Genomic DNA, 21,710 nt, shown 5'->3' on the forward strand with positions numbered 1-21,710 from the left:
CCGACAACATGATAAATGGATGGTTCATGTTTACGGCTCATTGTTTAAGCAGCTGATGGAACACCAGCGTAGCAAGCCGCGCAACAAGACGCTATGGAAAAATGCGGGGGGCTATAGTAGGGTTCCGGATAACAATTTAACGTTTGACGACTTATTAAGCGTGTTAATGAACTCTCGATTAAATCACCAGCGGTAATCTATGACTAAAGGCAGCAAACAGCGCGAGTTTTTCCTCGACTCCATCAGAGCCTATTTGATGTTGCTCGGCATTCCGTTTCACCTCTCCCTGATTTATTCCAGCCACGCCTGGGCGGTGAACAGCGCGTCGCCCTCCTTCTCGCTCACGGTGCTGAACGACTTTATCCACGCCTTCCGCATGCAGGTGTTCTTCGTGATATCCGGCTACTTCTCCTACATGCTTTACGAGCGCTACGAGCGCCACCAGTGGCTGAAGGTCAGGCTGGAGCGGGTGGCGATCCCGCTGTTGAGCTCCATCCCGCTGATCACGGTGCCGCAGTTTTTCATGCTGAAATATTTCACCGATAAATTAAACGGCTGGGATGAATTTTCTCTCTATCAGAAAATAAATGTAACAGTTTGGGAATTGGTTTCTCATCTGTGGTTCTTATTGACGCTGTCATTGTTAACCTGCGCCTGTTTTTATCTGTTCCGTAAAATCAAGCGTCAACCCCGTGAACATATTCCAACGTTAATAAACAGAATGCGCGGATTAGGAAACATCTCACTGTATTTCTTTATTTATGCGGTATGCTATTCGGCCGCGCACCGTATTATTTTAATTTTCGCCCCGCAGCTATTATCCAACGGCCTGTTCAATTTCGTGGTGATGGAGACGATGTTCTACCTGCCGTTCTTCCTCCTCGGCGCCTATGCGTTTAAGTACGTGTGGCTTAAGGAGATTTTTCTGCGCCGCTCGCCGCTGGCGCTGCTCGGTTCGCTGCTGCTGTTTATCGCATATATGCTGAACCAAAAGATGTTGGCGCACAGCAGCTATATGTTCGAGCTGGAAGTGGTGATCAAAACCCTAATGGGGATCCTGATGACCAACGTAGTGTTCTCTTTCGGGCATAACCTGCTGAATTATCACTCGCCGCGCATCACCTATCTGGTCAACGCCTCGCTGTTTATATATCTGGTGCACCATCCGTTGACCCTGATATATGGCGCTTTCGTGACGCCGTATATCGGCAACAACCTGTTGGGATTCTTGCTGGGCCTGCTGTTTGTGTTCTCTCTGGCCTTCGCGCTATATGAACTGCACAAGCGCATTCCGGTGCTGCGCTTCCTGTTCTCCGGCAAGCCGCAATAGGCTTCCCACCCCATTTCTGGGTGATGATTTATCATCCAGAAATTAACCTCACCAATGATAAAGCGCCTCACTACCTCGGCGCAGCGATAGCTGCCCTGAGCATTTTCCTAATATTAATCCTAATCCCCGGGATACATTGCAAAACGGCAACTGCCTGTTACGCTCATTATTCATACTTATAAATCAGTTGCGTTACTTTCTGGGCTAGGTACACATATGAGAGAAGCATGGGTCGATTATGCCAAGGGAATCGGCATCATTCTCGTGGTTTTTGGCCACGTCAATCGGGGTCTATACAGCGCGGGCATTCAGCTTTCCGGTTCATCCTATCTACTGACAGACAGCATCCTCTACAGTTTTCATATGCCACTGTTTTTCTTCCTTTCCGGCCTGTTTTTTACGCAGTCCTTGGATAAAAAGGGAAAAACACGCTTTGTGATCAGCAAGATAGACACCATCGTTTATCCCTATGTCATCTGGTCGCTGCTGCAAGGCATGGTGGAAGTGCTGTTGTCGCGCTATACCAATAACCCTGCCAACCTGGGCGATATCCTGTCGCTGTTTACGCATCCGCGCGCGCAGTTTTGGTTCCTGTATGCCTTGTTCATGGTCTTTATTTTGGCCACCTTGCTGTATAGAAAAGAAACATACCGCTATCTCCTGCCGGTATTGATCGTTATCAGCGCGGGGCTGTATGTCTACCAAGACAGCCTCACCAAAGCCTTCCATTTTGATTACATTACCCGATTCTTGATCTTCTTCCTGCTGGGCGTTTTTGCCATTCGCTACGCTTCGCTCATCGCCCATCTGGGTTTCGGTTCGCTGCTGGCCTCCCTGATCGCGTTTATCGCGTTGCAGTGGGGATTCCACGGCTATTCAGGCTTGCTGTATACCGATACCGGAAGTTTCTCCCTATTACTGGCGATTGAAGCCATCTTCTTGATCGTCAACCTGTCGGTTCTGTTGGCCAAAACAAATCTTTCCTGGCTGCGCCGACTCGGCGAATTGAGCATGGTCATCTATTTGATGCATATCCTCGCGGCCAGCGGCTTACGCATCGTACTGACCAAGTTTATGCATATCAGCCATTGGCCAACACAAGCGATCGCCGGCACGCTATTCGGGCTAATCGCCCCTGTTATCGCCTATGCGCTGATACAACGCCTGCACCTTACTTTTCTGTTGGAGCGTCCTCGTTTCAATAGCCGTCTGCGAAAAGAAAAAATCTCCTGAAGGTGGTTCAACCGCCTTCACGTTTTCTCCCCGTCGCTATACTTGATGGCGCAACCTATCGGTTGCGTCATCTCTCTCTTGCCATGCAGAGCACACATTGCTCAGCCTGGCGTCGCCCGTTAGGGCAAAGTGATACGGCTGCATAGATAACCTAACCGTTATAACTGCAATGCATAAGTAGAAATCCGGATCCCTGCCTTACGGTAGTGATTGGGCTCAACACCCCCGAAGGGCTACGCGATCGTTTAATTTATTCGATGGCGTTAGCTGCATCTCCCTTCCGTCACGACAGAGAGGATTTTGAATGACCGATAAGACCCCCCCGGCTCAAGAAGCCATAGCGGAAAACGCCACCCTGCTGAAGATCCTCGGCAGGTTGCTGTCCGCGCTGGACGCTTCGATCAGCGGCAAAGAACGCAGCGTTTTGGTCGCTGAGCTTTCCAACTTCAATCTCGACGGTATTTCTGAGGCGGAAAGCAAGCTGGCCACCGAACTGATCAAACGGGCGCTGGAATCGCTCGATCATTAATCCTACCGCGCCCGCAAACCATTAAGCCTGCCTGCGCGGGCTTAATGGTTTTTCCTCCGCCGAATGGGACATTATTGCCGAAACAGAAACACAGCAGCCTGATAATGTTAGATAAAAGGCAGAATTTCCCCTCTTCTCCTCACTTTCGTAGTTCAAACGTGCCAACAGGCAATAATTGATCGGTTGTTTTCACAATCAGCCTTGGCGTTTTACCCACTAAACACGTTATCATCGGCACACGCGCAGTGCCCCCCATTCCCAGCCTCAGGAGAGCAATATTTTGGATGCCAGCACCATTAACAGTTTGTTCGTCATCGGTGCCGTGCTGGTGGGGGCAAGCATTCTGCTCAGCTCATTTTCTTCCCGGCTCGGCATTCCGATCCTGGTGATCTTCCTGGCGATCGGCATGCTGGCCGGCGTCGATGGACCCGGCGGCATCGTCTTCAGCAATTACCCGGTCGCTTATCTGGTCAGCAACCTCGCGTTGGCAGTGATCCTGCTAGACGGCGGCATGCGTACCCGGGTCAGCTCTTTCCGCGTCGCCCTGTGGCCGGCACTCTCTCTCGCCACCGTCGGTGTAGTGATCACCGCCGGTCTGACCGGCATGGCCGCCGCCTGGCTGTTCAATCTCGATCTGCTGCAGGGGCTGCTGATCGGCGCCATCATCGGTTCCACCGACGCCGCCGCGGTCTTCTCCCTTTTGGGGGGCAAAGGTTTGAACGAACGCGTCAGCGCCACGCTGGAGATCGAATCCGGCAGCAACGATCCGATGGCGGTGTTTCTCACCATCACGCTGATTGCGATGATCGCCGCCGGGGAAACCGCACTGAGCTGGACCTTCCCGCTGCATCTGATGCAGCAGTTCGGCATGGGCATCGTCTTCGGTCTGGGCGGCGGCTGGCTGCTGCTGACGCTGATCAACCACATCAAACTGGCGGACGGCCTCTATCCGCTGCTGGCGGTAAGCGGCGGTATTCTTATTTTCGCACTGACCACCGCGCTGGACGGCAGCGGCATTCTGGCGGTGTATTTGTGCGGCCTGCTGCTGGGCAACCGGCCGATCCGCAACCGTCACGGCATCGTACAAACCTTCGATGGCCTGGCCTGGCTCAGCCAGATCGGCATGTTCCTGGTGCTCGGGCTGCTGCTCAACCCGCACGAGCTGCTGCCGATCGCCATCCCTGCTCTGCTGCTGTCGCTGTGGATGATCCTGTTCGCCCGCCCGCTGTCGGTGTTTATCGGCCTGCTGCCGTTCCGCAGTTTTACCCTGCGCGAGCGCGGCTTTATTTCCTGGGTCGGCCTGCGCGGCGCGGTGCCGGTGATTCTGGCGGTGTTCCCGATGATGGCCGGGCTGCCCAACGCCCAGCTGTTCTTCAACGTGGCGTTCTTCGTGGTGCTGGTCTCCCTGCTGCTGCAGGGCACCACACTGTCGTTCGCCGCTAAAAAAGCCAAGGTGATCGTGCCGCCGGCGCTGACGCCGATCTCCCGCGTTGGGCTGGATGTACACCCGGAAAACCAGTGGGAACAGTTCGTGTATCAGCTTTCGGCGGAAAACTGGTGCGTCGGCGCGGCGCTGCGTGAGCTGAAAATGCCGCCCAATACCCGCATCGCCGCCCTGTTCCGCGGCAAAGAGCTGCTGCATCCTAGCGGCAGTACCCGGCTGCGGGAGAACGATATTCTGTGCGTCATCGGCCATGAGCACGATCTGCCGATCCTCGGCAAGCTGTTCAGCCAGGCGCCGGCCGTGACGCTCGACGAACGCTTCTTCGGCGACTTTATCCTGCAATCCGACGCCCGTTTAAGCGACATCTCGCAGGTTTATGGCCTCAATCTGCAAGACGACGTCGACGAGCAGCAGACGCTGGGGCAGTTCGTCATTCAGCTGATCGGCGGTGAACCGGTGATCGGCGACCAGGTGGAATGGGACGGCCTGACCTGGACCATAGCCGAAATGGACGGCAATCAAGTTAGTAAGATAGGCGTCCGAATCGTAACCGACTGACGCTACCGCGGGCGGCGTTACCCGATGAGGGAACTTCTGGCCTTAAGAACGTTCTTAATCACTATCATGATGCATGAAATAGAGCGTCGCTGAATGATATCCCTTTGATATAAAAACTAACAGCGGCGTCCACAGGGATTAAGGATGTGAACGGCAAGACTCGATTTCTTTCGGTGATGATGCTCATGGCGCTGGGCGTAGCGGCAGCCGATCTCAGCATCGCCGGTTTGGTCCATAGACTTTTAATTGGATAATTTCAACGTGACGCAGCAGGAACAAGAAAAAGACATTCTGGGGAAAATACTGGTGACGGTGTCCGCGCTTTGCCTGATTCTGGTGGCGGCGTTCCTGATCTGGGGATTCGTGCTGGATTGATAATACCCAGCGACGCTCAGACATAAAAAAAACCGCCGCGGCGGTTTTTTTTATGGGGCAGGCGATCAGATCTTGCAACCTTCGCAGTCCGCTTCGTCTTCGAGGAACTCGGGGACCTCTTTTACCTTCTGCGCCGCTTTTTCTTCGGCTTTCGCCAGTTCGGCATCGATATCAAAATCGAAAATATCATCACTCATCGCTTGGTCCTCATTCTGCTTCGCGTTCAAACGCTGAGTATAATCGACAAGCCGCCGGCCGGAAACCTTTCAGTTTGCCGCCGCCAACTGAGGTGTCTCATCCTGCGGCTTTTTTCCGTAGGCCATGTCGTACACGTCGTAGAAGTCGATTTCGCCTTTGTTGCCGATGATCACGCGCATCTTCTGTTTCAGCGCGGCGCCGATAGATGGCTCATCCAGCAGCTGCTGCACCGCATAAGGCGACAGCGCGCGGGTGAAGTACCACTCGCCGTTGTAGCAAACTCGCAGATCCAGCACCCCGATGTCCTCGAAGCGGTACACCGGCCGGATCTCGATCAGCAGCATGGCAAACATGAACAGCACGAAAGCGGTGAAGCCCAGGAAGGCATATATCCCCATGTACGGCACCTGATACATCACGGCGATCACCGCGAAATAACCGGCGAACATGGCAAGGCACAGATAGCGGTGAGTGCGGGCGAATTCGCTGTTGAAGCGCGGCTTGCCGTCCCGCCCTTCACGCCGATTGATCTGTTCAATCTCTTTAACCAAGATGCTTTTAATCGCGTCCATCGTTACAACCTTATGCTGGAAACAGCATTGCCATCAAATCTCACCGCTAAAAGTAACACAAGTACAGTTTCGCCAGGTAGATCAGTTAGCCAACTTAATGGCGGCAACTGTTATAGTTCGGCTTCAGCGCGGCTGGGCGGCCTTGCCCTGTGCAAACATGAACATACGCTGGGCCACATCGTCGGCCTGTTTGATCTTCTGCTTTTGCGGTTCGTTGCTGCGTTGAATGGCGCGGGCGTAAGCGATTTCATGAGCCTGATCGATCATCGCGATGATCCGGTCACGTTCGGTCTTCTCCATATTGCCCAACATGGTGGTGATAATCGCCTGATAAGCGTTGGACGCGGCGCTCAGCGCTTTCTCTCTCGCCTCGAGGGCGGCGACGCGTTGCAAGAGTTCCTGCAGTTGCTCGGAGTGAGACATATCGACCTCCTGTTGCCGGGCAGCAAGCCTGCCTGATTACAGTTTAGCAAAGGATCGAAAGAGAAAGAGGAAGGAAAGCCAGCGGTTACGGTAAAGCACACCCGAAAATCCCAACGAGGAGCCGATAGTGCAAATCAACCCGGGTGCGCTTTACGATAAGCGCGGTGAGATGAAGGAAAGAAAGCTGGCGCGCTATGCAGGACTCGAACCCGCGTCTATCAATTTTCAAGCCAAAACAAGCCATTATAAAACCAATCACTCTGCCAACTGAGTTAATAGCGCATTCCTTCGCTTCGGGGCGCCATTATCCATAACAACATTATGGACTCAAGCTTTTTTAGCATAATGCCCTGACTTTACGGATAAGTCTTAGGTTATCGATAGCGTTATGGCATTACGGCAGCTCAATAATCCGATAATCGCCGGCCATGAGTGGCTTGCACAAAATCTTGTAGCCATCGCTATCAAAATGGCTGGCCGCACTCTGGAGCCGCTGCGCCTGCGCCAGGCTGTTGACCGACCCCAGATAAAACCAATTGTGAATCACATGGTACTGACGCAGCGTCTCGCCCTGTTCTTCCAACGCCACTCGCCCGGCGAACGGCCAACAGGCGATGCTCAGCTGTTCAAGCGCCGCGCCGAGCCGCAGCGCATGCTCCTGCGCCGACTCCACGCCACAGCAGGCGCCCGCGCACTTGCGCAGGCTGTAGCGGAAACAGGCTCGCCCCGCCGGCAGCTTGTCGATCCCCAGCTTGCCGTAACATAAACGATGCTCGTCGGCGATGGCGCGCAGCTTTTCCAGCGCGGCGTGGCGATTGGCGAACAGCCCGTAGAGATGGGGCGTAACGGCGAAATCGATCTCTTTGGCGTGAGCAATCGTCACCGTGTCGGCCTGCACGCGCAGCGCGCACAGCTGCTTCGAGCGCCGCAGGCGCTTGTTGAACAGCGGCTGTTGTTGTTTGATCAATTGCGCCTCCAGCAGCAGTGCCCCCAACTCGCCGGCGGTCTCGATAAAGCTGATGCGTCGGGTTTGCCGCAGCATTTTAGCCTCGTCCTGCGCGCGGAAATGCGCCATCACCCGGCTGCGTATATTGACGCTTTTACCGATGTAAAGCGGCAGGCTCTCGCTTTGACCGTGAAACATATACACACCCGGCCCTTTGGGCAACGGCGCCAGGCAGGCGCGCAGGTGCTCCGGGTATTGATAAATGTCGAGTTCCGGCTCGAGGCGGTTTGGCATCATGGCGGCGGTGTTGTCCTGCTGATGAATGAATACTGGTTTTTTAGCCAGTATAACGCGCCCTGCAGCCGGTTGCACACCCGAAAGATAATAACTCGCCGTGATCTTTAGCGGGAAAGCCTTTACCATCCCCTTTCCAGCGGGAAAGCGCCTCACGTTTAGCGCCAGTTCAAGCTGGCGCTGCCATGATGGCAGACTGGAACCGCCGCTTTTATCGTTATGGAAAACCTGGGTATGTCATCACTGAAACTCCCCTCCCGCCGTCTGGCGTTGCTCGCCGCCATCGTTTTCATCGCCGTCGCCGTCGCGCTGGCCATCTTTTGGCAACGCCCGCCGCAGCAGGATTACGTTACCGCGCCGGCCCGCCTGGGCAATATCGAAAACGCCGTGCTGGCCACCGGGCGGCTGGATGCCGTCGAACGCGTCAACGTCGGCGCCCGCGTCTCCGGCGAAGTCAAATCGCTGAAGGTCAAGCTGGGCGATCGCGTCACCAAAGGGCAGCCGATCGCCGACATCGACGATCTGCAACAGCGCAACGATCTGCGCAACGCCGAGGCGGCGCTGAACGTCATCAAGGCCGAATTGCAGGCCAAACAGGCGCAGTTGAAGCAGGCGGAATCGCGTTTCAAACGCCAGCGCCGCATGCTGAGCGACGAAGCCAGCTCGCGTGAAGACTTCGAGACCGCCGAGGCCACGCTGGCCACCACCCGCGCCGAACAGCTTTCGCTCAATGCGCGCCTGGTGCAGGCGCAGATTGAAGTCGACAAGAAAAAAATCGATCTGGGCTATACCCGCGTGGTCGCGCCGATGGACGGCATCGTCATCGCCGTGGTGACGCAGCAGGGGCAAACGGTCAACTCCAGCCAAAGCGCGCCGACCATCGTCAAGCTGGCGCGGTTGGATATGATGACCATCAAGGCGCAGATCTCCGAAGCCGACATCACCCGCATTTCACCGGGGCAAAAGGCGTACTTCACTATTTTTTCCGATCCGGATAAACGGTACGACGCCACGCTGCGCACCATCGAGCTGGCGCCGGAATCGGTGATGAAAGACGACTCGCTCGCCGGCACCAGCTCCGCGTCCGGTTCCGGCACCTCGAACGCCTCGGTCTATTACAACGCGCTGCTGGACGTGCCCAACCCGGAGAACCGCCTGCGCATCGCCATGACCGCGCAGGTTTCCTTACTGCTCGGCGACGCGAAGAACACCCTGCTGGTGCCGATCCAGGCGGTGCATAAAACCGAAGGAAAAGTGCAGCAGGTGCAGGTGCTGACTCAGGATCAGCGGCTGGAAACGCGCGAAGTGACCACAGGCATCACCAACAACGTCGATATTCAGATCCTCAGCGGCCTGAAAGCCGGTGAAACCGTGGTGCTGTCGCAGCCCGCCGCCAAGTCGGCTGAGGATGGCATTTTCCTGTGAACGCTATCATCGAGCTAAAAGGCATCAGTCGAACCTACACCAACGGCGGTCAGACGCTGACGGTGTTGAAAGACATCGATTTGACCATCGCCGCCGGCGAGCTGGTGGCGATCATCGGCGCCTCCGGTTCCGGCAAATCGACGCTGATGAACATCATGGGCTGCCTCGACGTGCCGGATCGCGGCGACTACTACATCAGCGGCCAGAACGCCGCCCACCTGTCGCCGGACGAACTGGCCCGCCTGCGCCGCGAGCATATCGGCTTTATCTTCCAGCGTTACCACCTGATGCCCGATCTCAGCGCGCTGGGCAACGTCGAAATTCCGGCTATCTACGCCAACGCCCGGCGCGATCAGCGGCGGCGGCGAGCGGCGCAACTGCTGGCGCGGTTGGGCCTTGAGGGACGCGAAGACCACAAGCCCGGCCAGCTTTCCGGCGGCCAGCAGCAGCGCGTCAGCATCGCCCGCTCGCTGATCAACGGCGGCGAAATTATCCTGGCGGACGAACCGACCGGCGCACTGGACACCCAATCCGGCCAGGAAGTGCTGGCGATCCTGAGCGAATTGAATCAGCGCGGCCACACCGTGGTGATCGTGACCCACGATATGAACGTGGCGCAGCATGCGCACCGCGTCATCGAGCTGCGAGACGGCGAGATCATCGCTGACAGCGGCCGCAAGTCGGCGTCCGGCCCATCGCTGCCGCCGCCGAACCGCAGTCGGCAAAGCGGCTGGCAAAGCCTGATTGACCGCACCCGCGAATCGCTACATATGGCGCTGAAAGCGATGAACGCCCATCGCCTGCGCACCGCGCTGACCATGACCGGCATTATCTTCGGCATCGCCGCCGTGGTGACGGTGGTGGCGCTGGGCGAAGGCGCCAAGCAGCGCACGCTGGAGAATATCAAGGGGCTCGGCACCAACGTGGTGAGCATCTATCCGGGGCGCGACTTCTTCGACGACGCCATCGACAGCATCCGCACCCTAGTGCCGGCCGACGCCGACGCGCTGGCGCAGCAAAGCTTCGTCGACAGCGTCAGCCCGGAGGTCAGCGCGTCCGACAGCATCCGTTTTCGCAGCAAATCCGCCACCGCCTCGATCACCGGCGTCGGGCGCGACTATTTCCGCGTCAACGGCATCACGCTGGTGCAAGGCGCCACCTTCCGCGACGATCGCAACGCGCTGCAGGAAGTGATCATCGACGATAACGCGCGCCAGGCGCTGTTCGGCGATTTTGGCGTCGAGCCGCTCGGCCAGATCGTTTTTCTCGGCTCGGTGCCGGCGCGGGTGGTCGGCGTCGCCAAAAGCGAACGCAACTATGCGCCTAACCGCATCAGCGTCTGGATGCCCTACAGCACGGTGATGTACCGTATGGTCGGCAAGACCACGCTCAGCGGCATCACCGTGCGCCTGAAAGACGACGTCGCCAGCGAAGCCGCCGTCAGCGCCATCACGCAGTTGCTGACCCAACGCCATGGCGTCAAGGATTTCATGACGTTCAACCGCGATCAGTTCCGTAAATCGATCGAACGCACCTCGATGACGCTCAGCCTGCTGATCCTGATGGTGGCCTCGATCTCGCTGGTGATCGGCAGCCTGGGCGTGATGAACATCATGCTGGTCTCGGTAACCGAGCGCACCCACGAGATCGGCGTGCGCATGGCGGTCGGCGCGCGGCGCGGCGATATCATGCAACAGTTCATGATCGAGGCGGTGCTGGTCTGTCTGATCGGCGGCATTTTGGGCATTGCGCTGTCGTTCGCCGCCGGTTCGCTATTCACCTCGCTGGCGGGCGGCATGTTCACCGCCATCTATTCCTGGCAAACCGCCGCGACGGCGTTTTTCTGTTCAACCTTAATCGGCATGATCTTCGGTTATCTCCCCGCCCGTAAAGCGGCAAGGATGGATCCGGTCGTTTCATTGGCCAGCGAGTAACCCATGAAAATTCTCTCTCCCCTGGCGTTAAGCCTCGCCGCTCTGCTCACCGCCGGCTGCGGCAACGCTCTGAAAAGCGACTACCGGGCGCCGCAGGTCAACTATCCTGCGGGGTGGCAATACGCCGCCGAAAACGCCGCGCCGACGCCGTTCGACTGGCGTGATTTCCACGATCCTGAGCTCGATCGCTGGCTGCAACAGGTGATGGCGAGCAACAACGATCTGGCCGTCGCCGTGCTGCGCGTCTACCGCGCGCGGCTCGAGGCGGAACGCGTCGGCATCAGCACCGCGCCTGACGTCAGCGCCTCGTTAAGCAGCGGCATCAATCGCCCGTTGTCCGAGTCCTCCGCCTGGAATAAAACCAGCGGCGCGACTCTCTCTACGAGCTATGAAGTCGATCTGTGGGGCAAACTGGCGCGCCAGCGCGACGCCGCCGAGTGGGCCAGCCAGGCTTCCGAGCAGGATCTGCGAACGGCTCGGCTGACGCTGCTGGCCGACGCCGCCACCAACTACTGGCGCATCGGTTTTCTCAATCAGCAGATCGGCGTCAGCCAGGCGAGCATCGCGTATGCCAAAACGACGCTGCGGCTGGCCAACGCCCGTTATCAGGCCGGCAGCATCTCAGCGCTGGACGTAGTGAACGCGGAACAAAACCTATTGACGCAGGAAAGCCGGCTGTTGACGCTGCAACACGATCGTCAACAGGCGCTGAATGAACAGGCGGTGCTGCGGGGCGCGCCATCAGGCCAGGCCACTATCGCGCCCGCGCGTCTGCCGAAGACGGCGATGCCGCAGATCAACACCGGCATTCCCGCCAGCGTCTTGAGCCGTCGTCCGGATCTCAACGCTAAAGAACTGCGGTTGCGCGCCGCCCTGGCCAACGTCGACGAGAAACGTCTGCAATACTATCCCGCGTTCAGCCTGACTGGCTCGCTGGGCGCCAGCAGCAGCGCGCTGCTGGAATTCCTGCGCAACCCGACGGGCAGCCTCGGCGCCGGCCTGACGATGCCGTTCCTGCAATGGCGACAAATGGGCGTGGAGATCAAGATCGCCCGCAACGACTATGAACAGCTGGTGCTGGAGTTCAGGCAGGCGCTGTACAAGGCGATGGGCGATGTGAACAACGCCCTGTCGCTGCGCGCGCAACTGCTGGCGCAAGAGACACAGCTGCAGGCCTCGCTGGCGCTGGCGCGCAAATCGGAACGGCTGAACGAAGTGCGTTACCGGCAGGGCGCCGTCACCATAACCGACTGGTTAAACGCGCAGGAGCAACGCCGTCAGGCGGAACTGGCGGTGGACGAAAACCGCTTCGCGCAGTACCAGAATCTGGCGAAAATCTATCTGGAGTTCGGCGGTTCGTCGGCGCCCTAATCCAAACTGCCTGGCCAGTGGGTCAGGCGTTTTTTTAGCGGCGAACACATCAATTTTTCCGGTTTTATCTCCCGCACTCTCTATACTTGAAACATCACCAATTAGACGAAAAATCGTCAAATCGCACATTTATTAGACCATTCTCGCACCAAATCGGTGCAAATACTTAAGTTAAACTGCTGGATTTGATCGCCGCAAGATATAACGTTAAGCTATAGATGCAAAATAATTAGTCACCTAAATGACATAACCTTGGCATAAATGACGGTATTTTGTGATCCACATCCCAACTTAAATGTGGATAATGAATCGTCTTGAACCGCGATTCGATTAGCCTATTTGATAACTCGAAAACAACAGTGAACGGAGATTACGCTTTCACGAACAACGAATAATTCATTAAGGGATGATTATATGAAGTTAAGAAAAAAACGACATAAACCGATGCACATTAACGACATCACCATCATCGATGACAGCAAACTCAAGAAGGCGATCACCGCAGCGGCCCTGGGCAATGCGATGGAGTGGTTCGACTTCGGCGTATACGGCTTTGTCGCCTACGCACTTGGCCAGGTCTTCTTCCCCGGCGCCTCGCCCGGCGTACAAATGATCGCCGCGCTGGCGACCTTCTCCGTGCCCTTCCTGGTGCGTCCGCTCGGCGGCCTGTTCTTCGGCGCCATGGGCGACAAGTTCGGCCGGCAAAAAGTCCTCTCGGTCACCATTATCATCATGGCGGTCAGCACCTTCTGTATCGGCCTGATCCCGTCCTATGCGTCGATCGGCATCTGGGCCCCGATCCTGCTGCTGCTGGCCAAACTGGCGCAGGGCTTCTCCGTCGGCGGTGAATATTCCGGCGCGGCGATCTTCGTCGCCGAATACTCGCCGGATCGCAAACGCGGCTTTATGGGGAGCTGGCTGGATTTCGGCTCCATTGCCGGCTTTGTGATGGGTGCAGGCGTTGTGGTGCTGATCTCCAGCATCGTCGGCGAAGCTAACTTCCTCGACTGGGGCTGGCGCATTCCGTTCTTCATCGCCGCGCCGCTGGGCCTGATCGGTCTCTATTTGCGCCATGCGCTGGAAGAAACCCCGGCGTTCCAGCAGCACGTGGATAAGATGGAGAAAGAGGATCGCAACGCCATCGAAAATCCGCCGAAAACCTCGTTCAAAGAGATCGCGGCCAAACACTGGAAAAGTTTGCTGGTGTGCGTCGGTATCGTGATTTCCACCAACGTGACCTATTACATGCTGTTGACCTACATGCCGAGTTACCTGTCGCATAACCTGCACTACTCGGAGGATCACGGCGTTCTGATCATCATCGCCATCATGATCGGCATGCTGTTCGTGCAGCCGGTGATCGGCCTGACCAGCGACCGTATCGGCCGTAAGCCGTTCATCATCGGCGGCAGCATCGGCCTGTTGGCGCTGGCGATCCCGTGCTTCATTTTGATCAACAGCAACGTCATCGGCCTGATCTTCGTCGGTCTGCTGGTGCTGGCGGTGCTGCTCAACTCCTTCACCGGGGTGATGGCCTCGATTCTGCCGGCAATGTTCCCGACGCACATTCGCTACAGCGCGCTGGCGATTTCGTTCAACATTTCGGTACTGATCGCCGGTGCGACACCGACCGCCGCTGCCTGGCTGGTCGAAGCGACCGGCAACCTGTACATGCCGGCCTACTACCTGATGGTTGTGGCGGTGATCGGTCTTATCACCGGTCTGTACATGAAAGAGACCGCCAACAAGCCGCTGCGCGGCGCGACGCCGGCCGCTTCTGACCGTACCGAAGCGAAAGAACTGCTGCAGGAGACCTACGACAATATCGAACAGAAAGTCGAGGACATCAACGCGCAGATCGCCGAGCTGGAAAAGAAAAAGCAGATCCTGATAGACCAGCACCCCAAGCTGGACTGATCGCCGCTGAAAGACAAAAGCCACCCGTTTGGGTGGCTTTTTTACTTTGATTTCAAAAGAAATAATGCGCAGCGCATTTTTATGACAATCAGGATTGGTGGTACGCTTTGCCGCACACTCTTTATTGATGAAGAACATAATCATGAGCAAAATGGACCTTCCCATCATCATCGGCATCCTGGTGATGCTGACCCTGTGGCTCGGCGCGCTCTTCAACATTGGCGATATCACCTGCAGCATTTCACGTCTGTTTCACTGGATTGAAAGCCAACGCGGCTAACCCGACGCCGCCGCAGGCGGTGGAAAACTTCGGCTATGATTGATAGACGTTACGCTATTTTCCGAGACTGTCGCTCGCGATAAAGAGGACTGCATCATGACCGACTATGAGTTCTACAATCAGATCCTGACCCGGCTGGCCGCCAATCACCCCGGCACGCTGGATGAAAAAACCTACGAACTGTGGAAGCAGGACGCCACCAGCCCGCACGCCTTCGCCGATCCCTTCGCCTATCTCAAAACCAAGGGGCTGATACAAGCCTACGTGATGAGCGACATCGACGAGAACAACTATGATATCGATCCGCATCAAACGCGGATCACCACCGCCGGTCTTGAGTTCATGCGCAACGGCGGGTTTAAGTAAGCAAAAAAACCGCCGGACGGCGGTTTTTTATCCTAAAAAGCCTGCGGACCGGTGGTTCAGGCGGGGAAAGGCCGATAAAAAATGCGCAGCACTTCGTTGTCGCCTTGGCGTAAAAAACCGCCTTCCGGCTGCCAGCGCAGATCGCGCGCCAGATTGAGATTTTCCCAACCGACCGCGCCCCCCACGCCGATGCAAAGATTTTTATTGCCCGCGGCAAATCCCGCGCCGGTGCCGATCATGGCATGCAGCAAACGGGGCGCCGCCGCGTCGCGCATGGAAAATATACCGATAAAACATCCCTGCGGCGCGCGCAGCATATCCGCCATGGTGCGGATCTCGGTATCATCAGGGCTGACGAAATGTTTGTATTGCTTATCGAACACCGTCAGCCACAGCTGCTTGTATTTCGCCTTGCTGAGCGCGCCTGAACGATGAGCGCAAAGCACCACCGCATCCCAGCACATCTCCCCGCTCAACGAAAGGTACTCTTCCGTATCGGCTTGCGGCTTGTCAGCGTAATGCCGCGCAAACTCAGCCGCATTCAAATGCGGCGGCACAGCCTGTTTGGCAACGTCACTCTTGTAGCGCTTGAAATTCAACCAATGCATGGGAAGTATCCTCTTCACCCGCGAGATTAATGAATCTGAAGCCGTGGATGAGACGAGCCATCAAATCCAGAGCGTCGTCGGCGATGGCGGTTTCGTCATCATCCAGCCCCTGCTCCACCGACCGCTCAATCGCGTTCATCACCGCCGGAGCGCTGGTTTCTTCCCCCTGCGCCACCACGTCTAATACGGCTTTGCCGATCGCCAGACAAAGCTCATGATCAAACTCAACCTCTTTATACGGCTGCATAATCACCCCGATAAATTTTCACCCAAGAATACTAGACCACAATGGCGTATCGCGCCTGCCATCGTAGCGCAGCAAGGTATGCAGCCAAAGATAAATGCATCAGGCTCCGGGTTGATAGCCCGAAGCCCGATAAAGAGCAGGTTATTGCGGTGCTTGTTCGGCGGGGCGAATAATAAAACAAGTGGCGGTTGCTGAAGCCAGCAGCTTCCCTTCCGCCGTTTTGAGCGTGCCTTCAGCGAAAGCGACGTTCTTCGCCGCATAGACCAGACGCCCCTCGGCGATCAGATCAGTTTCCTTAGGCACAGGGCGCAACATTTTAACCTGCAGATCGACGGTGCCATAGCCAATCCCCGCGCCCAGCGTACTGTGCACCGCGCAACCGGTCACCGAGTCCAAAACCGTGGCGGCGAAACCGCCATGTACGCCCCCCAGTGGATTCAGATGGCGCCCGTCGGCCCGCGCCGCGATGCGGATATACCCCTCTTCCACCGCGACCGGTTTCATGGGCACGGTTTCAGCGATCGAGGCCGGTGGGATCTTGCCAGCCATCGCAGCCTGTAATAACGCCAGCCCGGTCATTTTTGTCGGATCCATTGCTCTCTCCTCTGGTGGCAAACCGGTTATATAGGAGAGGTCTGACCTCTTGGCTTGTTTTTTCGTGCTGATGTCGTCAGCCGCCTGCTCTTCAGATTCTCTGAACGTGACCATCATCACTCTTTAGAGTCAATAACCACAATTTTTAAGCGCCTTTAGATTTAAAACAACTTTCTACTGTAAACACCGCCGGAAACTGAACGCAGTTAAGTTCAACATTTTAAGGCGTATCTATCATGGATTTCTTTCTGCAATTAGCGGTTATATTGGCATGCCTGCTGTATGGGGCGCGTAAGGGCGGCATTGCGCTGGGGTTACTGGGCGGCATCGGTTTGATGATCCTGGTGTTTGGCTTTCACCTGCAGCCCGGCAAACCGCCGGTAGACGTGATGCTGGTGATCATCGCGGTGGTGGCGGCCTCCGCCACCCTGCAGGCCTCAGGCGGGTTGGACGTCATGCTGCAGATCGCCGAGCGGATGCTGCGGCGCAACCCGCGTTATGTCTCGATCATCGCCCCCTTCGTCACCTGCATTCTCACTATCCTGTGCGGCACCGGCCATGTGGTGTACACCATCTTGCCGATCATCTATGACGTGGCGATCAAAAACAATATCCGCCCGGAACGGCCGATGGCGGCCAGTTCGATCGGCGCGCAGATGGGCATTATCGCCAGCCCGGTGTCGGTGGCGGTGGTGTCACTGGTGGCGATGCTCAGCAGCTACACCTTCAATGGCCGCCATCTGGAATTCCTCGATCTGCTGTCTATCACCATCCCTTCGACGCTGTGCGGCATTCTGGCGATCGGCATCTTCAGTTGGTTCCGCGGCAAAGACCTGGACAAAGACCCGGAGTTCCAGAAGTTCATCTCGGTGCCGGAAAACCATCGCTACGTCTACGGCGACGCCGCTACCCTGCTGGACCGGGTATTGCCGCGCAGCAACTGGATCGCCATGTGGATTTTCCTCGCCACCATCGCCCTGGTGGCGGTGCTGGGAGCCTTTTCCGGCCTGCGGCCCAGCTTCGGCGGCAAGCCGCTCTCCATGGTTCTGGTGATCCAGATGTGCATGCTGATGGCCGGGGCGTTGATCGTTATCATCACCCGCACCAACCCGGCGTCTATCTCTAAAAACGAGGTATTCCGTTCCGGCATGATCGCCATCGTGGCGGTGTATGGTGTTGCCTGGATGGCGGAAACCATGTTCGGCGCGCACCTGGCGCAGATCGAGGCCACACTGGGTGTGTTGGTGAAAGAGTACCCTTGGGCCTATGCGCTGATCCTGCTGCTGGTGTCGAAATTCGTCAACTCGCAGGCCGCCGCACTGGCGGCGCTGGTGCCGGTGGCGCTGGCGATCGGGGTTAACCCTGCCTATATCGTCGCTTCGGCGCCGGCCTGTTACGGTTATTACATTCTGCCAACCTACCCCAGCGATCTGGCGGCAATCCAGTTCGATCGCTCCGGCACCACCCGCATTGGCCGCTTCGTGATCAACCACAGCTTTATTCTGCCCGGCCTGATCGGCGTCAGCGTCTCCTGCGTCTTCGGCTGGATCCTCGCTGCGGCGTTCGGTTTCTTATGAATTGTACTTCGGAGCCCTGCGGGGCTCCCTGCAAGCTGGATGACAATCCATGGGTATAAGGCATGACAAGACAGGAAGGAATGCGGGGATAATGCAAATTACAGAAACAAAAAAACCGCCTCTCGGCGGTCTACGACATTACTACTTATTGCTTTGATTATTCGGTATTTTCGTTCCCTGGTACCCGGGGCGGGACTTGAACCCGCACAGCCATAAGCCGAGGGATTTTAAATTGCTGCTATTATCGTTAGATAACAATCACTTGATTGCGATATTCAGAATATTTATAAAATTTTAGCGACATTTAAATCAATACTTTACGTAACGCTCGCTCGCAAAATTATGAAGGATTTTTCTTAGGTGCTACCATTACTGAACACCCACCAGCGGAGTAGTCAAATGGGTAGCATCACTCTCGCCGGCCGGCAGATCGTCATTCTCAACGAAAACGACCGATACCCAGAACCTCAGCAGAACAGCCCTCCGATGTTCGCGATACGCGAAGACGAGGAGAAGCAGCACTGGCTATATGTGTGGCATAAGGGGCGCTGGCCGCTCGTGTCAGAGGTACCGTTTGAAACAGAGGGCAAAGCCGTTGATGCCGCGCTCTCATTCGACTTTGCCACGCTGTACAAATAGCCGGGTTCCCTCCCGGCCTTTGCTTTAATCCCAACAATCCTCGTTCAGCGCCACCTCTGCAAACCCAGCGGCTAGCACCTGCTTTTGCTCATCAGTAAAGCTTTGCCATATTTGCTGAACTGCGCTTGAGACATAGTTATGCCAGTGATGAGGCTGGCTACCGTCCTGATTCCATTTCGGATTTTGCCAATCTTGTGGGATCATCCAATCTTCAACCATAGTTACATCCCCAGGCGTGAAGCCAATACCGCATCAGACTCATCGGCAGTGTGCAGGAACAACACATCTTTGAAAGCGCCATAGCATGCGCCTACACCACTGGCGCCCTGCGAACCGCCGATCAACAACGGGGCAGTGAAACTGCTTAGATCTGCAAGCTTACCGGTAGCCGCCACGGAGGAGGTTACCGACAGCTTTCCTTTCTCATAGCCTTCAATGACACCAGACGCGACTTTGAAAAGTCCTGCCGATGGCACATAGTCAGCATAGATAGATGTCGCAGCACCTACCGCGCCACCAGTGCCGGCTGGCCAGGCACTATCACGCGTACCATATCGCCACGATTCAGTTATGGCGTTATTGTTAGTGATCATTGTCCGCAGATATGCCAGCGGCAGATTATTGATATTGTACCCAAGCTGAATACCGTTGTTGTCCGCACGGTACAGATCGCTCATGCGCCCAGCGATAAGATACGCACCGCCCTTTTGAATAACCTGGTTTGCGCGACTCTTTAAGAACCAGCCACCGCCGGACGTAATTTGAATGATAACCGCGCGCGCGGTAGCATCATACGTCATTGGCAACGGCGGAGTGCCCTGGGAACCTGCAATCAAATCACCGTCAACACCAAGCAGGTTGTAAATGGTCTGGACGTTTCCTGAACCATCCGCCTTTAGCCCGAATGCCGGCGCAGCACATACCGTCGCTCGGTCATACATGCCATTGTTCAGTAAAAATGAAAACCGCGCCAGGCAACCTGACTCGTCCGGGATAGTGCCTCCGTCTGCCACTACCCGCGCTTTATAGGCATTAAAGAGCGCCTGCGGGTCAAGGATTGATGCCGACAAGTCGAGAGCGGCACGAAAACCCGCATAGGCTTTGCCAGTATTGATAGCTGCTGTCATTTAAAATGCTCCATTCAGTGGTAGGCGATCGAGGCATGCCCAGTTATATAGCGGAAAGGGTTGGTTGTTCTTAGTGATCCAGCGTGATGTTTGAGTTGAGCTATCACGCAGGCAAACCAGTGGATAGACAAAGCCTTGGGTTGCTGGAACAGTGTTGGTGAATCCAATCAATAGGTGATCTGTAACTGCTGGAGACTGATTGAGATTAAGCCGGATAGTGTTTGGTGCGATAACTACTACCGACTGAACCTCAGCAGAGGCATCTTGTAACGAGAAGCCTTGCCCAGGGCAATCAGCAATTGTTGTTGTATCAACTACCAGCGGTGGGTATGGGACATCGAACACGATGTCGATAGTGCTACCATTCACTGATAATGAGCGAGCTTTGAGCCCCGTCCAGGTGCCTTTTTTCACTGGGTCATACAGATGCCAGTAGATAGCCTGTGCGGCATATTCGCCTTGCAACACCTTACCGGCGGCATTCAGATGGCTAAGCGTTGCATCGTTATAGAGCCAGTTAAGCGGGTATTTGGGGCCATACATGATGGCTTTTGCCGCGTTCTGACGCACATAAGTTAACTGGTCGGTGGCGGTGACAGAGTACGGCTGTACAATCACAGGTTCGCCAATTGGGTTGCCTTGATCGTCTACCTGCTGATTTTTGGTGTTGATGCGACTGCCGACCTGACCCACTACCTCTACAAAATTATCGGCCTGGCCGGTAATCGCTTTGAAGTCAACTTGCATGCCCGAGAAATAAGGCGTCATTTTCGCGAGATAGTCACCAGGATTTTGGGAACTGCCGTTGTCGTTATCCGTCTCTCCATGCTCAAACGTCATGAATTTGAACGAGTAGCGCTTCCCTACTCCGTCGGCTGCATTTTTTCCAAGCTGCACGAAGTCCAGCGAGTTTTGATAAGGGATCGTCCCTTTGCTTATCTCAGCAAAAGAGCGGCCGCCTGCCGCAAATGGGGCATGAATAAAGACCTGGTTTCCAGGATTTTGATGGAGAATCGCATAATACATCGGCAACACGTTACCCTGGCGCCATCCTGCAGCCGGATACTGTGCATCGTTAAGCGTAGAACGGTCTGACTCGCTTACAGGATCCATGCCGCCGCCTTCCGGCCTTCCATTTGCCCCCGCGAGTACTCGACCACGAAAAGCAGGATCGCGATTGACAATATTAATGCCGGCGCCATCTTTTGGCGTGTTCAGTGACTGGCCACCCGAACCACCACCATGCACCTCGTTTGCATCGATCGGCATTTCTCGAATACGCTCGCGTCAGGTGCTATGGCCGTGTTGAACCAATCTGCAGATGGTATTGTTTTCCCATCCACGTCAACAGATATGGGGTGATGTTCTGTCTCATCAAAACCATCAACATTTGCAGAAAGCCAACCGCCTATCAGTGCAGTGATATGAGCCTTCACGGCGCTCTTGCTGCACTCGCAATGGTCAGCAATATGTTGATAAGACGGCCAGCATTCGCCTTCATCATTGGCGTTATCAGCCATCTTAATCAGCACCAGCTTACGCAGGGGATTGCCAACCTTTATGCTCATTGCTTGAGCCATCAGGTTCATGCTCATGCAGCAGCTCCCGGCGCCGGCAGTGCCAAATACTTGAAACGATCCACAACTTCCTGCAACGCGCTGTGGGTGACAGGCATCCAGCCGCCCGGTATTCTCATCACATAACGCAACGGCATGAGCGGCTT

23 protein-coding genes, 1 tRNA gene and 1 pseudogene are annotated in these 21,710 nt (G+C 56.0%); 13 read left to right on the forward strand and 12 right to left on the reverse strand.

The features are described from left to right. Nucleotides 1-199 precede the first annotated feature (199 nt). The 5 genes from mdoC to ACMGGK_RS14310 all read left to right on the forward strand — a co-directional run bounded on the left by mdoC (nucleotide 200) and on the right by ACMGGK_RS14310 (nucleotide 5,469). On the forward strand, nucleotides 200-1,330 hold the full coding sequence (gene mdoC, locus ACMGGK_RS14290; RefSeq protein WP_016928225.1) for a glucans biosynthesis protein MdoC: 1,131 nt from the start codon (nucleotides 200-202) through the stop codon (nucleotides 1,328-1,330). Between the two features lie 216 nt (nucleotides 1,331-1,546). Further along, a complete protein-coding gene (locus tag ACMGGK_RS14295; RefSeq protein ID WP_049300560.1) occupies nucleotides 1,547-2,563 on the forward strand; it encodes an acyltransferase family protein in 1,017 nt (338 codons plus the stop codon). A gap of 304 nt (nucleotides 2,564-2,867) precedes the next feature. Continuing rightward, nucleotides 2,868-3,092 carry a hypothetical protein gene (locus tag ACMGGK_RS14300; RefSeq protein ID WP_016928227.1) on the forward strand — a complete coding sequence of 75 codons (225 nt, stop codon included), beginning with the start codon at nucleotides 2,868-2,870 and terminating at the stop codon, nucleotides 3,090-3,092. 280 nt (nucleotides 3,093-3,372) lie between these two features. Then, nucleotides 3,373-5,094 (forward strand): potassium/proton antiporter, encoded by a 1,722-nt coding sequence (locus ACMGGK_RS14305; RefSeq protein WP_015377414.1) that lies wholly within the window; start codon nucleotides 3,373-3,375, stop codon nucleotides 5,092-5,094. Nucleotides 5,095-5,340: 246 nt separating this feature from the next. Then, nucleotides 5,341-5,469 carry a hypothetical protein gene (locus ACMGGK_RS14310; RefSeq protein WP_016928228.1) on the forward strand — a complete coding sequence of 43 codons (129 nt, stop codon included), beginning with the start codon at nucleotides 5,341-5,343 and terminating at the stop codon, nucleotides 5,467-5,469. Between the two features lie 65 nt (nucleotides 5,470-5,534). Here the strand turns inward: ACMGGK_RS14310 and ACMGGK_RS14315 are convergent, their stop codons facing one another. The 5 genes from ACMGGK_RS14315 to cho all read right to left on the reverse strand — a co-directional run bounded on the left by ACMGGK_RS14315 (nucleotide 5,535) and on the right by cho (nucleotide 7,905). Continuing rightward, nucleotides 5,535-5,666, reverse strand: coding sequence for a hypothetical protein (locus tag ACMGGK_RS14315; protein ID WP_015377413.1), 132 nt, complete (start codon nucleotides 5,664-5,666; stop codon nucleotides 5,535-5,537). Between the two features lie 69 nt (nucleotides 5,667-5,735). After that, complete coding sequence (locus ACMGGK_RS14320) at nucleotides 5,736-6,239, reverse strand: YlaC family protein (RefSeq protein WP_016928229.1); 504 nt, start codon at nucleotides 6,237-6,239, stop codon at nucleotides 5,736-5,738. Between the two features lie 123 nt (nucleotides 6,240-6,362). Further along, a complete protein-coding gene (locus ACMGGK_RS14325) occupies nucleotides 6,363-6,662 on the reverse strand; it encodes a sigma-S stabilization anti-adapter protein IraP (protein WP_016928230.1) in 300 nt (99 codons plus the stop codon). 185 nt (nucleotides 6,663-6,847) lie between these two features. Then, nucleotides 6,848-6,944 (reverse strand) — tRNA-OTHER (locus tag ACMGGK_RS14330). A 112-nt stretch (nucleotides 6,945-7,056) separates the two neighbouring features. Next, nucleotides 7,057-7,905: an excinuclease Cho gene (cho, locus tag ACMGGK_RS14335; RefSeq protein ID WP_079449677.1), complete on the reverse strand. Its 849-nt coding sequence runs from the start codon at nucleotides 7,903-7,905 to the stop codon at nucleotides 7,057-7,059. Between the two features lie 216 nt (nucleotides 7,906-8,121). Here cho and ACMGGK_RS14340 point away from each other — a divergent pair, with 216 nt between their 5' ends. The 6 genes from ACMGGK_RS14340 (at nucleotide 8,122) to ACMGGK_RS14365 (ending at nucleotide 15,195) form a co-directional block, all read left to right on the forward strand. Then, nucleotides 8,122-9,327 carry an efflux RND transporter periplasmic adaptor subunit gene (locus tag ACMGGK_RS14340; RefSeq protein ID WP_143778868.1) on the forward strand — a complete coding sequence of 402 codons (1,206 nt, stop codon included), beginning with the start codon at nucleotides 8,122-8,124 and terminating at the stop codon, nucleotides 9,325-9,327. Next, nucleotides 9,324-11,261: a MacB family efflux pump subunit gene (locus tag ACMGGK_RS14345; RefSeq protein WP_420276983.1), complete on the forward strand. Its 1,938-nt coding sequence runs from the start codon at nucleotides 9,324-9,326 to the stop codon at nucleotides 11,259-11,261. The genes ACMGGK_RS14340 and ACMGGK_RS14345 overlap by 4 nt, the downstream gene beginning before the upstream one ends. Before the next feature lie 3 nt (nucleotides 11,262-11,264). Continuing rightward, on the forward strand, nucleotides 11,265-12,632 hold the full coding sequence (locus tag ACMGGK_RS14350; protein ID WP_143778867.1) for a TolC family protein: 1,368 nt from the start codon (nucleotides 11,265-11,267) through the stop codon (nucleotides 12,630-12,632). 414 nt (nucleotides 12,633-13,046) lie between these two features. Next, a complete protein-coding gene (proP, locus tag ACMGGK_RS14355; RefSeq protein ID WP_004927916.1) occupies nucleotides 13,047-14,549 on the forward strand; it encodes a glycine betaine/L-proline transporter ProP in 1,503 nt (500 codons plus the stop codon). A 142-nt stretch (nucleotides 14,550-14,691) separates the two neighbouring features. Then, entirely contained in the window at nucleotides 14,692-14,829 is a 138-nt protein-coding gene (locus tag ACMGGK_RS14360) for a hypothetical protein (protein WP_162531381.1), read from the forward strand. Between the two features lie 96 nt (nucleotides 14,830-14,925). Then, on the forward strand, nucleotides 14,926-15,195 hold the full coding sequence (locus ACMGGK_RS14365) for a hypothetical protein (RefSeq protein ID WP_016928237.1): 270 nt from the start codon (nucleotides 14,926-14,928) through the stop codon (nucleotides 15,193-15,195). 56 nt (nucleotides 15,196-15,251) lie between these two features. Here the strand turns inward: ACMGGK_RS14365 and ACMGGK_RS14370 are convergent, their stop codons facing one another. The 3 genes from ACMGGK_RS14370 to ACMGGK_RS14380 form a co-directional block, all read right to left on the reverse strand. Further along, the gene (locus tag ACMGGK_RS14370; protein WP_004927924.1) at nucleotides 15,252-15,803 is read right to left on the reverse strand and encodes a hypothetical protein; all 552 of its coding nucleotides are present in this window, start codon (nucleotides 15,801-15,803) and stop codon (nucleotides 15,252-15,254) included. Continuing rightward, the gene (locus tag ACMGGK_RS14375) at nucleotides 15,769-16,050 is read right to left on the reverse strand and encodes a hypothetical protein (protein ID WP_016928239.1); all 282 of its coding nucleotides are present in this window, start codon (nucleotides 16,048-16,050) and stop codon (nucleotides 15,769-15,771) included. The genes ACMGGK_RS14370 and ACMGGK_RS14375 overlap by 35 nt, the downstream gene beginning before the upstream one ends. Nucleotides 16,051-16,191: 141 nt before the next feature. Next, complete coding sequence (locus ACMGGK_RS14380) at nucleotides 16,192-16,758, reverse strand: PaaI family thioesterase (RefSeq protein ID WP_239511171.1); 567 nt, start codon at nucleotides 16,756-16,758, stop codon at nucleotides 16,192-16,194. A gap of 122 nt (nucleotides 16,759-16,880) precedes the next feature. Here ACMGGK_RS14380 and ACMGGK_RS14385 point away from each other — a divergent pair, with 122 nt between their 5' ends. Next, complete coding sequence (locus ACMGGK_RS14385) at nucleotides 16,881-18,221, forward strand: anaerobic C4-dicarboxylate transporter (RefSeq protein ID WP_004927934.1); 1,341 nt, start codon at nucleotides 16,881-16,883, stop codon at nucleotides 18,219-18,221. A gap of 399 nt (nucleotides 18,222-18,620) precedes the next feature. Next, the gene (locus tag ACMGGK_RS14390; RefSeq protein ID WP_420276984.1) at nucleotides 18,621-18,860 is read left to right on the forward strand and encodes a hypothetical protein; all 240 of its coding nucleotides are present in this window, start codon (nucleotides 18,621-18,623) and stop codon (nucleotides 18,858-18,860) included. 24 nt (nucleotides 18,861-18,884) lie between these two features. On the opposite strand, the gene ACMGGK_RS14395 is transcribed toward ACMGGK_RS14390, so the two are convergent. The 4 genes and pseudogenes from ACMGGK_RS14395 to ACMGGK_RS14410 form a co-directional block, all read right to left on the reverse strand. Beyond that, nucleotides 18,885-19,079 carry a hypothetical protein gene (locus tag ACMGGK_RS14395; protein ID WP_060443470.1) on the reverse strand — a complete coding sequence of 65 codons (195 nt, stop codon included), beginning with the start codon at nucleotides 19,077-19,079 and terminating at the stop codon, nucleotides 18,885-18,887. Between the two features lie 2 nt (nucleotides 19,080-19,081). Next, a complete protein-coding gene (locus ACMGGK_RS14400; RefSeq protein ID WP_420276985.1) occupies nucleotides 19,082-19,987 on the reverse strand; it encodes a hypothetical protein in 906 nt (301 codons plus the stop codon). Then, complete coding sequence (locus tag ACMGGK_RS14405; protein ID WP_420276986.1) at nucleotides 19,988-21,256, reverse strand: hypothetical protein; 1,269 nt, start codon at nucleotides 21,254-21,256, stop codon at nucleotides 19,988-19,990. A 140-nt stretch (nucleotides 21,257-21,396) separates the two neighbouring features. Next, nucleotides 21,397-21,582 (reverse strand): annotated as a pseudogene (locus ACMGGK_RS14410) (helix-turn-helix domain-containing protein); the annotation flags it as partial. Between the last annotated feature and the right edge of the window lie 128 nt (nucleotides 21,583-21,710).

The sequence above is a fragment of the Serratia sp. BNK-33-b genome (assembly GCF_048684565.1).
Classification (GTDB): domain Bacteria; phylum Pseudomonadota; class Gammaproteobacteria; order Enterobacterales; family Enterobacteriaceae; genus Serratia; species Serratia marcescens.